At 38.2% G+C, this 13,784-nt stretch carries 14 protein-coding genes and 1 pseudogene; 14 read left to right on the plus strand and 1 reads right to left on the minus strand.

Annotation, left to right across the window (positions count from 1 at the left end):
- Window positions 1-3 precede the first annotated feature (3 nt).
- The 12 genes and pseudogenes from kdpF to FJR11_RS06820 all read left to right on the plus strand — a co-directional run bounded on the left by kdpF (window position 4) and on the right by FJR11_RS06820 (window position 9,751).
- Window positions 4-222, plus strand: coding sequence for a K(+)-transporting ATPase subunit F (gene kdpF, locus FJR11_RS06765; protein WP_168502944.1), 219 nt, complete (start codon window positions 4-6; stop codon window positions 220-222).
- 100 nt (window positions 223-322) lie between these two features.
- Entirely contained in the window at window positions 323-934 is a 612-nt protein-coding gene (kdpC, locus tag FJR11_RS06770) for a K(+)-transporting ATPase subunit C (protein WP_168502945.1), read from the plus strand.
- 14 nt (window positions 935-948) lie between these two features.
- Window positions 949-2,070, plus strand: coding sequence for a sensor protein KdpD (locus FJR11_RS06775; RefSeq protein WP_168502946.1), 1,122 nt, complete (start codon window positions 949-951; stop codon window positions 2,068-2,070).
- A gap of 224 nt (window positions 2,071-2,294) precedes the next feature.
- On the plus strand, window positions 2,295-2,825 hold the full coding sequence (locus FJR11_RS06780) for a universal stress protein (protein WP_168502947.1): 531 nt from the start codon (window positions 2,295-2,297) through the stop codon (window positions 2,823-2,825).
- 57 nt (window positions 2,826-2,882) lie between these two features.
- Entirely contained in the window at window positions 2,883-3,395 is a 513-nt protein-coding gene (gene hoxE, locus FJR11_RS06785; RefSeq protein WP_168502948.1) for a bidirectional hydrogenase complex protein HoxE, read from the plus strand.
- Window positions 3,382-4,986: a NuoF family protein gene (locus tag FJR11_RS06790; RefSeq protein WP_168502949.1), complete on the plus strand. Its 1,605-nt coding sequence runs from the start codon at window positions 3,382-3,384 to the stop codon at window positions 4,984-4,986. The genes hoxE and FJR11_RS06790 overlap by 14 nt, the downstream gene beginning before the upstream one ends.
- Window positions 4,987-5,051: 65 nt before the next feature.
- A complete protein-coding gene (gene hoxU, locus FJR11_RS06795) occupies window positions 5,052-5,768 on the plus strand; it encodes a bidirectional hydrogenase complex protein HoxU (protein WP_168502950.1) in 717 nt (238 codons plus the stop codon).
- A gap of 87 nt (window positions 5,769-5,855) precedes the next feature.
- Window positions 5,856-6,344: a DUF3122 domain-containing protein gene (locus tag FJR11_RS06800; RefSeq protein WP_371417475.1), complete on the plus strand. Its 489-nt coding sequence runs from the start codon at window positions 5,856-5,858 to the stop codon at window positions 6,342-6,344.
- Window positions 6,341-6,886 (plus strand): oxidoreductase, encoded by a 546-nt coding sequence (locus tag FJR11_RS06805; RefSeq protein ID WP_168502952.1) that lies wholly within the window; start codon window positions 6,341-6,343, stop codon window positions 6,884-6,886. Before FJR11_RS06800 ends, FJR11_RS06805 begins: the two co-directional genes overlap by 4 nt.
- A 51-nt stretch (window positions 6,887-6,937) precedes the next feature.
- On the plus strand, window positions 6,938-7,552 hold the full coding sequence (locus tag FJR11_RS06810; protein WP_168502953.1) for a CP12 domain-containing protein: 615 nt from the start codon (window positions 6,938-6,940) through the stop codon (window positions 7,550-7,552).
- Between the two features lie 70 nt (window positions 7,553-7,622).
- Window positions 7,623-9,071, plus strand: a complete 1,449-nt coding sequence (locus FJR11_RS06815; RefSeq protein ID WP_168502954.1) for a Ni/Fe hydrogenase subunit alpha — start codon at window positions 7,623-7,625, stop codon at window positions 9,069-9,071.
- A 98-nt stretch (window positions 9,072-9,169) separates the two neighbouring features.
- A pseudogene (locus tag FJR11_RS06820) lies at window positions 9,170-9,751 on the plus strand (Uma2 family endonuclease).
- Window positions 9,752-9,883: 132 nt separating this feature from the next.
- Here FJR11_RS06820 and FJR11_RS06825 read toward each other — a convergent pair.
- Complete coding sequence (locus FJR11_RS06825; protein ID WP_168502955.1) at window positions 9,884-10,279, minus strand: pentapeptide repeat-containing protein; 396 nt, start codon at window positions 10,277-10,279, stop codon at window positions 9,884-9,886.
- 243 nt (window positions 10,280-10,522) lie between these two features.
- Between FJR11_RS06825 and FJR11_RS06830 the strand changes: the two genes are divergently transcribed.
- Together FJR11_RS06830 and FJR11_RS06835 are read left to right on the plus strand one after the other, a co-directional pair.
- On the plus strand, window positions 10,523-10,966 hold the full coding sequence (locus FJR11_RS06830) for a hydrogenase maturation protease (protein WP_168502956.1): 444 nt from the start codon (window positions 10,523-10,525) through the stop codon (window positions 10,964-10,966).
- 30 nt (window positions 10,967-10,996) lie between these two features.
- A complete protein-coding gene (locus FJR11_RS06835) occupies window positions 10,997-13,765 on the plus strand; it encodes a bifunctional acetate--CoA ligase family protein/GNAT family N-acetyltransferase (protein ID WP_168502957.1) in 2,769 nt (922 codons plus the stop codon).
- Window positions 13,766-13,784 lie beyond the last annotated feature (19 nt).

Below are 13,784 nucleotides of genomic sequence, written 5' to 3' on the forward strand. Positions count from 1 at the left end.
ATTATGGAATATTTATCAATGGCAATTTCTAAAGGTCATCGTGTTCCGCTAAGTTTGTTTTTACTACTTTGCTTCAACTTGTTATTAGCACCAGCAGTTCAAGCCGCTACTCCAGTAGCAGAATCGCGTTTTTCGGCTTACACAATTACTTTGTTGGGGCTTGTTATTCTCAGTCTTTGTGTTTATTTGTTTGTTGTGATTTTTCAGCCGGAGAGGTTTTAAGATGAACCATATTTTTTATTTCGCGCAGAGACGCTAAGGAGCAAAGGCGCAAAGGAAGAAATATATTTTGTTGTGGTTTTTAAATCAGGGAGGTTTGAATATGAGTCAGAGGCATCAAGTTAGTAAAGCGATTCGTTCGACTTTGGTTTTGTGGGTACTAACGGCTTTTATTTATCCGTTATTTATGTTAGTTTCGGGGCAATTTGCTTTTTCTTATCAGGCAAATGGGAGTTTAATTAGAAGTTCTCAAGGTGTGATTATTGGTTCAGCTTTAATCGGTCAACCTTTTGCCAGCGAAAAGTATTTTTGGGGTCGTCCTAGCACTACTAATTACAGCACAGCAGACCCAAAAAAGGATGAAGCTGGTGTTTTGAAGACTGGGGTATCTGGTGCTAGTAATTTAGCTCCGAGTAATCCAGCATTGTTGGAACGTATTAACGGAAATGAAGGTGAAATTAATAAACTTAAAAAAGCGGGTATCCAAGCTACGGCGGATTTGGTTTATACTTCTGGTTCAAGTCTTGATCCTCACATTACTCCTGAAGGTGCTAAGGTACAAGTTGCACGAGTAGCGAAAGCGCGAGGAATTGAACCAAAGCAACTGGAAACTTTAATTTCTCAAAACACAGATGGTCGCTTTTTGGGTATATTTGGTGAACCTGGTGTGAATGTTTTGAACCTAAATTTATCATTGGATAAAATTAGCAAATAAGTAGGAATTTGTTCATGTTTCATCCCAATACACCCTCTCCTGATAGTTCTTATATTCGTCCGGCTCGACGAGGAAAGCATAAAATATTTATTGGTATGGCTCCCGGTGTGGGGAAAACCTATAAAATGCTGGAAGAGGCACATCAACTTAAAAAAGAAGGTATTGATGTTGTGATTGGCTTTTTGGAAACTCATGGACGCAAAGATACGGCTGTAAAAGCTGTAGGATTGGAGGTAATTCCGAGAAAAGTCATTATTCACAAAAATATCAACCTCCAAGAAATGGATACAAATGCGATTTTAGATCGCTCTCCTCAACTGGTTTTAATTGATGAATTAGCCCATACAAATGTCCCTGGTTCAGTTAGAGAAAAACGCTATCAAGATGTCGAATTAATTTTAGCGGCTGGGATAGATGTTTACTCGACTGTGAATATTCAACATCTGGAAAGTTTGAATGATTTAGTAGCACGAATTACGGGTGTTGTGGTGCGAGAACGGATTCCTGATAGATTATTAGATGAAGCTGATGCTGTGGTTGTGATTGATGTGACTCCAGAAACTTTAGAAGAACGGTTGCAAGAAGGTAAAATCTATACTCCTGATAAAATTGAGCAGTCCCTACAAAACTTTTTTCAACGGCGGAATCTGATTGCTTTACGAGAATTAGCATTAAGAGAAGTTGCTGATACTGTTGAAGAAGAAGCAAATACTTCTATTGCTGCTGGACAAATTCGCAATGTTCACGAACGGGTTTTAGTATGTGTATCTACTTATCCTAATTCGATTCAATTATTACGGCGTGGGGCGCGACTTGCCAGTTATATGAATGCGAAATTTTATACTGTATTTGTTGCGAGTCCTGAACGATTTCTTAGTAAGGAAGAAAGTTTACATATTCATACTTGTGAGCAACTTTGCAAAGAATTTGCTGGTGAATTTATCCATGTTAAAAGTAATAATGTTCCTCAAGCGATCGCTCAAGTTGCTACAACTCATCATATCACTCAAATAGTCATCGGTGAAAGTCAGCAACCCCGATGGAAAAGATTTTTTAAACGCTCTTTCACACAACGCTTGCTGGAGTTAATCAGAAATCAGAACATAGATTTACACATTATCGCTACAGAGAAATAAATTTTAATATTTGTGAATCTATCTTAGATAAGATGCAACTTTATGATTTTTTGTATAGGGTGAATATCAAACCTGCTCCGAAAAATCTATCCTCACAAGTTACTCAAATTCTTGGTGTATAAATATAATTGGTACTGAAGGTTAAGGCTGATTTTAGCAAAAATTAACCTAAAAGGCCAGATATAATCATTATCATTAGTTAGCAACTTAACATCGAGGTATATATGTTTAATAGAATTCTAGTTGCGGTAGATCGTTCAGATATGAGCATAAAAGTTTTTGAGCAAGCTTTATCTTTAGCCAAGATCACATCTGCAAGCTTAATGTTACTGCACGTTTTATCACAGGAAGAAGAAGGCAGTCCTGAAGCCCTGGTTTATCCGAATATTGACTACTATCCCGGTTGGAATGAGCAAAGTTTTAAATTATACCAAGAGCATTGGGAAAAATTTAAAAATGAAGGTTTGCAGATGTTACAGTCATGGAGCGCCCAAGCTAATACATCCGGTGTTAATACGGAGTTTACGCAAAATGCTGGTAGTCCAGGCAGAATGATTTGTGAATTAGCTACCACTTGGAATGCTGATCTGATTATGATGGGACGACGGGGACGTTCTGGAATAGCAGAATTTTTTCTCGGTAGTGTGAGTAACTATGTGTTGCATCATGCACCTTGTTCCGTGCAGATTGTCCATCTTCCTATTAGTTCCAAAGCGGTAGAGGCTACTTCAAAAACTACCACTTTTAGTAACTAAGGCAAAGGTAAGAGGTAAAATATTTACCGATTACCAATCCTATAACGTGGAAAAAATATGAAAACATCAGTTCCACCTCCTACAACCCATCCCAGTGGGGACAAGCGGTTAAAGATGTTGGACGCAACCATCAAGCGTCATCAATATCAACAAGATGCACTGATTGAAATTCTGCATCGGGCTTCCGAACTATTTGGTTATTTAGAACTGGATTTATTATTGTACATTTCCCATAGCCTGAAATTACCACCTAGTCGGGTCTATGGGGTAGCTACCTTCTATCATTTGTTTTCCCTAGCACCGAAAGGGGTTCATAACTGTGTGGTGTGTACAGGTACAGCTTGTTATGTCAAAGGCTCACAGACTATCTTAACTAAGTTAGAGCAGTTTACGCAAATTCACGCAGGAGAAACTACCCCAGATGGTCAAATTTCTCTGATGACGGCTAGATGTTTGGGGGCTTGTGGAATTGCCCCAGCGGTGGTGTTTGATGGCGCTGTTTTAGGTAATCAAACCCCGGAATCAGTATCTGAAAAAGTGGGAGAATGGCTGCAAAATGGAACTAAATGAATTATTAGAAATTGGTCAAAAAGAACGTTCTCAACAGAAATCTGTGCAGATTCGGTGTTGTACCGCTGCCGGTTGTTTGTCTTCTCACTCCCAAGCTGTCAAAGATCATCTTGAAGCATCTGTGAAAGCTGCGGGTTTAGAAGATACTGTCCAGGTTTCTGGTGTGGGTTGTATGCGTTTGTGCTGTCAAGGACCATTGGTACAGGTGGATACAGCCGAACATCCTACGGAATCAAAGTTGTATGAAAAAGTTATCCCAGAAAATGCAGCAGAAATTATTGCGGGGGTAAATGGAGAAACCACAAATTTACAACAGGGTGATTTAAATCAGCCATTTTTTAGCGGTCAATTCCCCATTGTTTTGGAAAATAGCGGCAAAATTGATCCCGAACGCATTCAAGCGTACATTGCGGCTGATGGTTATCAAGCACTTTACCAAGTGCTGCGAGAAATGAAACCCAGTCAGGTAGTGGAAACCATTACCAAAAGTGGTTTGCGGGGACGGGGTGGGGCTGGTTATCCCACAGGTTTAAAATGGGGGACAGTGGCAAAATCCCCCGGTGAGAAAAAGTTTGTGATTTGTAATGCTGATGAAGGTGATCCCGGTGCATTCATGGATCGCAGTGTATTAGAAAGTGATCCCCATCGGGTTTTGGAAGGAATGGCGATCGCTGCCTACTCCATCGGTGCAAATCAAGGCTATATCTATGTTAGAGCCGAATATCCCATTGCTATTCAACGGCTAGAAACGGCAATTCGTCAAGCCCAACGCTTAGGACTTTTAGGTTCACAAATCTTTGATTCTCCCTTTGATTTTAAACTCGAAATCCGCATCGGTGCCGGGGCTTATGTGTGCGGCGAAGAAACGGCTTTAATGGCTTCGATTGAAGGTAAACGCGGTGTCCCTCATCCCCGCCCACCTTATCCCGCTGAGTCCGGTTTATGGGGCTATCCGACGTTAATTAACAACGTGGAAACCTTTGCAAATATCGCGCCCATTGTCCGTAAAGGTGCTGATTGGTTTGCTAATATTGGCACTGGTAAAAGCAAAGGCACAAAGGTATTTGCCTTAGCTGGAAAAATCCGCAATACGGGTTTAATTGAAGTGCCAATGGGAACATCTTTACAAGAAATTGTCGAAGAAATGGGGGGAGGTGTTCCTGGTGGTATTGCTAAAGCAGTACAAACTGGCGGTCCTTCTGGGGGATGTATTCCTGCTTCCGCTTTTGCTACACCTGTAGATTATGAATCCTTAACCGCATTAGGTTCAATGATGGGTTCGGGTGGGATGATTGTTATGGATCAAACTACAAATATGGTAGATGTCGCCCGCTTTTTCATGGAATTCTGCATGGATGAATCTTGCGGTAAGTGCATTCCTTGTCGAGTGGGAACTGTGCAATTACACGGGTTATTAACAAAGATTAGTAAAGGAAAAGGTTCACTAGCTGATTTAGATTTGTTAGAGGAACTTTGCGACATGGTGAAACACACAAGTTTATGTGGTTTAGGACAGTCTGCACCAAATCCAGTTTTTAGCACTTTGCGATATTTCCATGATGAGTATTTAGCTTTGGTTAGTGGTCAGTAGTCAGTTGTCAGTTGTCAGAATTCTTTTCCAATTTCCAATCACCCATTACCAATTACCAAATTATTATGACTGTAAAAACTTTAACAATAAATGGCGAACTTGTGAGCGCCCGTGAGGATGAAACCTTACTAGAAGCAGCACAGCAAGCTGGTATTCATATTCCTACATTATGTCATTTAGAAGGTGTAGAAGATATGGGTGCTTGTCGTTTATGTTTGGTAGAAATCGCAGGTAGTAATAAACTACAACCTGCTTGTGTGACTAAGGTTACAGAAGGAATGGAGGTGAATACAAATAGCAATCGCTTACAAAAATATCGCCGTACAATTGTAGAAATGCTATTTGCCGAAGGGAATCATGTTTGTTCCGTTTGTGTTGCTAATGGTAACTGTGAATTACAAGATTTAGCCATAGAAATGGGCATGGATCATGTGCGATTAGAATATCAAAATCCTCAGCGAACTGTTGATACCTCTCATCATCTTTTTGGCATAGATCATAATCGTTGTGTGCTTTGTACTCGCTGTGTGCGGGTATGTGATGAAATCGAAGGCGCACATACTTGGGATATGGCAGGAAGAGGCTCAAAATCTCACGTTATTACTGATTTAAATCAGCCTTGGGGAACTTCCCAAACCTGTACTTCCTGTGGTAAATGTGTAAATGCTTGTCCCACAGGTGCGCTATTTGATAAAGGTTCAAGTGTTGGGGAAATGGTACATGATCGCGGTAAGATTGACTTTTTAGTAATGGCTAGAGAGAAAAAACAATGGAATTTTTAATCCTATATTTATATAGCAATAAATAACTTACAAAAAATCAATCTCATGATCCACCATATTCGACAAATATTTAGGCGAATTCTATTAGTGGGGATATTGACAATATTTATATTCCTGGGTTTAATAAACCTCACATCTGGGAAAGCATTTGCTGCTATTACTCAGTTAGGAAACCCACCAGGAGAAGTTATTTATCGCTCACAAGTAAAATTAGATGATCAATCAGGAAAAGTTTGGCAAGTTGTGCTATTTAAACAAGTAAATTCTGGGCAATCATCTAATATAAATCTTCGCTTAGTGGGCTTTCCTGGTTCTGCGGAATTAATTCATCCCCAACCTTTAAGAATTACTACCAATACAGGTAAAAATTGGCAAGCTGATGATATATTTGTAGATGAAGCCCCAGCCCCTACAATTGGTCAATATGATTTCACAGAAATCTTACCCCAATTGCCTCTAGAATCTTTAACTTTATCTATGTCTTTACCTGGAAAAAACTTCATTAATATCTCAGTTCCTACCCATGTTGTCAAAGAATGGCAATCATTAATTTCCACTGAAAAGGCAAAAATATGACTAAAATAAAATTAGCAACAGTATGGTTAGGTGGGTGTTCTGGTTGTCATATGTCCTTTCTCGATTTGGATGAATGGTTAATCGTCTTAGCAGCACAGGTTGATATAGTTTATAGTCCCATTGCTGATATTAAAGAATATCCAGAAGGTGTAGATGTGGTATTAGTTGAAGGGGCTATAGCCAATGAAGAACATCTAGAATTAATTTACAAAATTAGAGAACGGACTAAAACAATCATTTCCTTTGGAGATTGCGCTGTCACTGGTAATGTTACCGCTTTACTCAATCTTTCCGGTGGTGCTGAACCAGCTTTACAATTAGCCTATGTTCAAGAAGCAGATATTAATCAACAAATTCCCCATTCACCAGGTATTGTTCCCCCTTTACTAGATCGAGTTGTTCCTGTGCATAAGGTAGTAGATGTTGATATTTATTTACCAGGTTGTCCCCCTTCAGCCTCCCGAATTAAAGCCGCAATTGAACCCTTATTAAGAGGAGAAAAACCTGCTATGGATGGACGAAACATGATTAAATTTGGTTAATACCATTTTTAATTTTCACTTTTTAATTTTTAATTATCCCAGAGGTGAATTATGTTAACAGCAGCAGATGTAATGACCAAAGATGTGGCAATGATTCGCAGTTCAGCCACAGTTAAGGAAGCAGTTGATTTAATGAGGGCAAGAGATTGGAGAGCATTAATTGTAGATCGTCGGCATGAACAAGATGCTTATGGAATTGTCACAGAAAGCGACATTGTTTATAAAGTAATTTCCTATAGCAAAGATCCGAATAAAATCCGTGTTTATGAAATTATGACTAAACCTTGTATTGTGGTTAATCCAGAATTAGGTTTAGAATATGTAGCCAGATTATTTGCTAACCATCATCTCCGGCGTGCGCCTGTAATTAGTGGTGAACTATTAGGAATTATTTCGCTTACTGATATCTTAGCAAGAAGTAGTTGTTTAGAACAACCGCGCTCATTTTTATTAGAGCAAGAATTACAAGATGAAATTAAAAAAGCTCGGATTGTTTGTGCAGAAAAAGGCATGAATTCCACAGAATGTGCAGCCGCTTGGGATGTGGTAGAAGAAATACAAGCGGAAATGGCTCACCAACGCGCCGAAAAACCTCTGAAAACTGCCTTTGAAGATTACTGTGATGAATATCCAGAAGCCGCAGAATCTAGGTTTTATGATTTGTAATATGTAGGTTGGGTTGACGCAAGGAAACCCAACATTACAATTTTCTATTATTACCAATTACCAATGATTTATGAAAACAATTGTTATTGATCCGGTTACTCGCATTGAGGGACACGCGAAAATTAGTATTTATTTAGATGATGCTGGAAATGTCAATGATGCCCGGTTTCATGTAACTGAATTTCGCGGTTTTGAAAAGTTTTGTGTTGGTCGTCCTTTTCCAGAAATGCCAGGAATTACGGCAAGAATTTGCGGTATTTGTCCAGTCAGTCACTTATTAGCATCAGCCAAAACAGGCGATCGCATTTTAGCTGTCACAATCCCCAAAACAGCCTCTCAATTACGCCGTTTAATGAATTTGGGTCAAATTGTCCAATCCCATGCCCTCAGCTTCTTTCACCTCAGCGCACCGGACTTATTATTAGGCATGGATAGTGATCCCCAAAAACGTAACGTATTTGGCTTAATTGCTGCTGAACCAGAATTGGCTAGAGGTGGGATTCGTTTACGACAATTTGGCCAAGAAATCATTGAATTATTAGGAGGTAAAAAAGTCCATCCTTCCTGGGCTATTCCTGGTGGAGTTCGTGACCCTTTAACTGAAGAAAATCGCACCCACATTCAACAACGGATTCCTGAAGCTAGGACTACTGTAATTAATGCCATAGAGTTATTTAAAGGGTTATTAAAAGATTACGAAAAAGAGGCACAAACCTTTGGTAATTTTCCTAGTTTGTTTATGGGTTTAGTCAGTTCTGAAGGTTTATGGGAAACCTATGATGGACATCTCCGGTTTGTTGATAGTGGGGGAAATATTGTTGCTGATAAACTTGACCCCAGTAACTATCATGAATTTCTCGGTGAAGCGGTGCAAGCAGATTCTTATTTAAAATCTCCTTACTATCGTCCTTTAGGTTATCCTGATAGTAGTGATCATTGTCGTTTAGATAGTGGAATGTACCGCGTCGGACCATTGGCAAGATTGAATATTTGTAGTCACATTGGTACACCTTTAGCAGATGCAGAATTAAAAGAATTCCGCAGTCATGGTAATGGCACTGTTAAATCATCATTTTTCTATCACTATGCCCGATTAATTGAAATTTTAGCCTGTATTGAACACATAGAAATTATCCTTGATGATCCTGATATTTTATCAACTCGTCTGCGGGCAGAAGCTGGTATTAATTGTCTAGAAGCTGTGGGTGCAAGTGAAGCCCCAAGGGGGACATTATTTCATCATTATCAAGTTGATGAAAATGGTTTAATGTTAAAGGTAAATTTGATTATTGCTACTGGTCAAAATAACTTAGCAATGAATCGTACCGTTGCCCAAATTGCCCGTCATTTTATCCAAGGTGATCAAATAAAAGAAGGAATGTTAAACCGTGTCGAAGCCGGAATTCGGGCTTTTGATCCTTGTTTAAGTTGTTCAACTCATGCCATGGGACAAATGCCTTTATTAATAGAAATAGTAGACACAAATGGCACTGTAGTTAATCAAATTTACCGGGATTAAGTATTTATTCAGATCCCCGAATTCTTAGAGAAGTCGGGGATCTTGTCTTCTTGTCTTGTATGATATAATTTAATTTAAACTCATATTACCCAAATTTTATGACTCTTGCTACTGCTAAACGCTTTACCATAACTGAATATCACCGTCTAGCAGACATTGGCTTCTTCACAGAAGATGACAGAGTTGAATTAATTAAAGGTGAAATTATCGAAATGGCTGCAAAAGGTAGACCACATTCAACATACAATAGACGGTTAATCAGAGAATTAACAATATTATTAGGAAATCTTGCCACTTTACAGTCTCAAGATCCTATATATATACCTCCAAATAGCGAACCAGAACCAGATATAGCTATCCTCCGTAATAGAACTGATGATTATTTTCTAAATCATCCTACTCCCTCTGACATTTTCCTAATTATTGAAGTAGCTGATTCATCTTTAAAATATGACCAAGAGGTAAAGTTACCCCTATATTCAGAAGCTGGTATTTCTGATTATTGGATATTTAATTTAATCACCTATTATTTAGAATAATACAGTGAACCATATCAAGACTTACAAGGTAAATTTGGCTATCGTCACAAATCAATTATCCTCCCTAATGAGTCTGTAAAATTGCCATCTTTCCCTGAGTTAATCTTAGATTTAACTAAAGTATTTCCAGGAAAAAATTAAGTTATAAAATTCAAATTTGCAAAAATTGCGAAAATATGCTATTTTAAGTGTCAAGTGATAGACTAGGCTAATATTAACAATTTATAATAATACTAGTATAAAAATTAGCGGCTGATATAGCCGCACCAGTATCTATACAGATGGATTACTCATGTTTACACCTGCTGCAATATGGTCAAAATCTGGGGGGAAATGGGTGTTATGATCACAATCTGCTTTTTCTAAATGCGTCCCTTGTAAATTAGCATTACGCAAATTCGCAGAAAACAACATAGCCCCTCGTAAATCTGCATTTTCTAAATTAGCTTCATTTAAATCAGCGAAACTCAAATCACAGCCTCGCAGATTCGTACTGCTGAGATTAGCTGTACTCAAATCAGCATAACTGAAATCAGCACCTTTCAAATCCAAACCTTGTAAATCAGCATCACCTAGTTCTGCTCTTTCAAAATCTCGTTTTCCTGCTGTATATTCTTCGACAATCCTAGCAGCACTATTAATTGGCTGTTGAAAATTCACTTCAGGCATAGAACAGCCTCACAATTTATCTAAATTTTTTAATGGTTTGATTGATACCATCCAAATTAATAATATAACGAATAAGCTAGAAAATAAATATCCTGTTTACATAAGTTTGTTTTTAGTGTTTTTGTGTTTCCTCACAAGTTCCTCAAATTTCTCTAGTAGTTTCAAAGTAAAGAATAAATCCTATAGAGGGAAGGATTCAATTCAATAATCACAGTTACAATTGATGAAAAAGGGGTGATAAAAATGACGTTAACTGCAATAGTGATTGGTTATGGGAATGAATTACGGAGTGATGATGCTATTGGACCAAGGGTAGCAAATCTAATTAATCTCTGGCATCTATCTAATGTCCAATCTTTAGCAGTGCATCAACTTACCCCAGAATTAGCAGCAAATTTAGCAAATGTTAATTTAGCGATTTTTGTAGATGCTATGATTAATTCTAAATCAGAAGATGTACAAGTAGAATATCTATTGCCTACTAAATATAATATGATAACAGGACATAGTGCTAATCCACAATCGCTCTTAGCTTTGACAAAATCTCTCTATGGTTGTTATCCAGCAGCTTGGTTAGTGACAGTCCCAGGAGTTAACTTTGAATTAGGGGATTGTCTTTCACCAATAGCAGAAAAAGGGATTGGGATAGCTTTAACCAAAATAATTAGCATTATTAATAAAGTCTAAAAATTCATTACAAATTACCAGGAGTTATGAATGGAAACATCTACCAATAAAACCAGCAATAAAGCCTATGATATCTTGCATACAGAGAGAATTAACCCATTGGATGCAATTTTTGCCCCCAAAACAGTAGCCGTAATTGGTGCAAGTGAAAAACCCGGAAGTGTGGGTAGAACTTTACTATGGAACTTAATTACTAATCCCTTTGGAGGCACAGTTTTTCCGATTAATCCTCACCGTCATAGCGTCTTAGGAATTAAAGCTTATCCAACTATTTTTGATGTTCCCGAAAAAATAGATTTAGTGGTAATTGCCACACCAGCAGCCACCGTTCCTAAAATTATATCTGATTGTGTAACTATCGGTGTTAAAGGCGCAATTATTATTTCCGCTGGTTTCAAAGAAGCCGGAGAAAAAGGGATTGCTTTAGAGCAGGAAATACTCGAACAAGCACACAAAGGAAACATTAGAATTATTGGACCAAATTGCTTAGGAGTAATGAACCCAATTTCCGGTTTAAACGCTACCTTTGCTAGTAAAATTGCACAACCTGGAAACGTTGGTTTTATTAGCCAAAGTGGGGCTTTATGTACATCAATTTTGGACTGGAGTTTACAGGAAAATGTGGGTTTTAGTGCCTTTGTTTCCATCGGTTCAATGTTAGATATAAATTGGGGTGATTTGATTTATTATCTTGGTGATGATCCCCATACAAAAAGTATTGTCATTTATATGGAATCCATTGGGGATGCGCGTTCCTTCCTGTCAGCAGCGCGAGAAGTGGCTTTAACAAAACCGATAATTGTTATTAAAGCCGGTCGTACCGCAGCCGCAGCTAAAGCCGCAGCTTCCCACACAGGTGCATTAGCAGGAAGTGACGCTGTTTTAGATGCAGCTTTTCGGCGTTGTGGGGTATTACGAGTCAATAGTATTTCTGATTTATTTGATATGTCAGAAGTATTAGCAAAACAACCCCGTCCCCAAGGTCCACGGTTAACGATTTTAACTAATGCGGGTGGTCCGGGAGTATTAGCAACAGATACATTAATTGAAAGTGGGGGAGAATTAGCATTAATTTCTCCAGAAATAATCACTTCTCTCAATGAAATTTTACCACCACAATGGAGTCATAATAATCCTATTGATATTTTAGGAGATGCTGATCCACAACGTTATACAAAAGCCTTAGAAATTGCAGCAAAAGATCCCAATAGTGATGGTTTGTTAGTAATTTTAACACCCCAAGCGATGACAGATCCTACCCAAATTGCAGAACAATTAAAACCCTACTCGCAAATGTCGAATAAACCGATTTTAGCAAGTTGGATGGGTGGTGCAGATGTGGCTGCGGGACAAAAAATTCTTAACAGTCAAGGTATTCCCACATACTCTTATCCTGATACAGCAGCGCGGGTATTTAGTTATATGTGGAAATCGAGTTATAACCTGCGGGGTATTTATGAAACTCCGGTTTTACCAACATTAACTTGTGATGTGAATACTCGCAATTGTGCCATAGTTGAAAATATTATTCAAGCCGCAAGAACAGCACAAAGAACAATTCTGACTGAATTTGAATCTAAGGAAATTTTAGCCGCGTATGGTATTCCTGTGGTTGCTGGTTGTATCGCTGAAAGTGCAGATAAAGCAGTTGAATGTGCAGAAAATCTGGGTTATCCAGTTGTTTTAAAACTTTATTCTCAAACCATTACCCATAAAACTGATGTGGGTGGTGTGCAGTTAAATCTGCAAAATGCTGAAGCTGTAAACCTGGCTTACCAAACTATTGAAACATCAGTCAAAGAAAAAGCCAAAGCCGAAGATTTTCTCGGTGTCATGGTACAGAAAATGATAAAAACTGATGGTTATGAATTGATTATTGGGAGTAGTTTAGATCCGCAATTTGGGCCAGTATTATTATTTGGTGCTGGAGGACAATTGGTGGAAGTTTTTCAAGATAGTTCTATAGCCCTTCCTCCCCTCAATACTACCCTAGCACGGCGGATGATGGAACAAACCAAAATTTACAAAGCCTTGCAAGGAGTCAGAGGACGGAAAAGTATTAATATTGCTGCCCTTGACCAATTAATGGTAGAATTTAGTCAATTAGTTGTGGAACAACCTTGGATTAAAGAAATTGATATTAATCCCTTGTTAGCTATTCCTCCTACTCCAGAAAATCCTGGAGGATTAATTGCATTAGATGCCAGAATAGTTTTACATTCTGCTGATGTTGCAGAACATCAATTACCAAAATTAGCCATTCGTCCCTATCCTAGTCAATATATTAGTGATTGGAAATTGAAAAATAATATACCAGTTACTATTCGTCCCATTCGTCCTGAAGACGAACCATTAATGGTAAAATTTCACAAAACTCTATCAGAAGAAAGTGTCTATTTTCGCTATTTTCACTTAATCAAATTGAGTCAACGCATTACCCATGAACGACTAACGCGGATATGTTTTATTGACTATGATCAAGAAATGGCTTTAGTTGCAGAATACCAAAATCCCGAAACAGAAAATAGGGAAATATTAGCAGTAGGAAGATTAAGTAAATTACATGAGAATAATGCAGCGGAATTTGCTATGCTAGTCAGCGATAAATTCCAATGTCAAGGTTTAGGGACAGAAATACTCCGCAGGTTATTAGAAGTTGGTAAAAATGAAAAAGTCTGCTGTATCTATGCTGATATTTTGGCTGATAATTCAGGTATGCAGCGAGTATGTCAAACACTGGGTTTTCAAATCACAAATACAAATGATACCACAGTATTAAGAGCAGAAATTGGACTTTAAATAGATCCCCAACTTCTTC

The organism is Anabaena sp. UHCC 0187 (genome assembly GCF_009712035.1).
In the GTDB taxonomy this organism is placed as follows: Bacteria; Cyanobacteriota; Cyanobacteriia; order Cyanobacteriales; family Nostocaceae; genus Dolichospermum.

Coding starts and splice junctions, on each gene's coding strand:
- kdpF (WP_168502944.1), top strand. CDS start 4: ATGGAATATTTATCAATGGCAATTTCTAAAGGTCATCGTGTTCCGCTA.
- kdpC (WP_168502945.1), top strand. CDS start 323: ATGAGTCAGAGGCATCAAGTTAGTAAAGCGATTCGTTCGACTTTGGTT.
- FJR11_RS06775 (WP_168502946.1), top strand. CDS start 949: ATGTTTCATCCCAATACACCCTCTCCTGATAGTTCTTATATTCGTCCG.
- FJR11_RS06780 (WP_168502947.1), top strand. CDS start 2,295: ATGTTTAATAGAATTCTAGTTGCGGTAGATCGTTCAGATATGAGCATA.
- hoxE (WP_168502948.1), top strand. CDS start 2,883: ATGAAAACATCAGTTCCACCTCCTACAACCCATCCCAGTGGGGACAAG.
- FJR11_RS06790 (WP_168502949.1), top strand. CDS start 3,382: ATGGAACTAAATGAATTATTAGAAATTGGTCAAAAAGAACGTTCTCAA.
- hoxU (WP_168502950.1), top strand. CDS start 5,052: ATGACTGTAAAAACTTTAACAATAAATGGCGAACTTGTGAGCGCCCGT.
- FJR11_RS06805 (WP_168502952.1), top strand. CDS start 6,341: ATGACTAAAATAAAATTAGCAACAGTATGGTTAGGTGGGTGTTCTGGT.
- FJR11_RS06810 (WP_168502953.1), top strand. CDS start 6,938: ATGTTAACAGCAGCAGATGTAATGACCAAAGATGTGGCAATGATTCGC.
- FJR11_RS06815 (WP_168502954.1), top strand. CDS start 7,623: ATGAAAACAATTGTTATTGATCCGGTTACTCGCATTGAGGGACACGCG.
- FJR11_RS06825 (WP_168502955.1), bottom strand. CDS start 10,279: ATGCCTGAAGTGAATTTTCAACAGCCAATTAATAGTGCTGCTAGGATT.
- FJR11_RS06830 (WP_168502956.1), top strand. CDS start 10,523: ATGACGTTAACTGCAATAGTGATTGGTTATGGGAATGAATTACGGAGT.
- FJR11_RS06835 (WP_168502957.1), top strand. CDS start 10,997: ATGGAAACATCTACCAATAAAACCAGCAATAAAGCCTATGATATCTTG.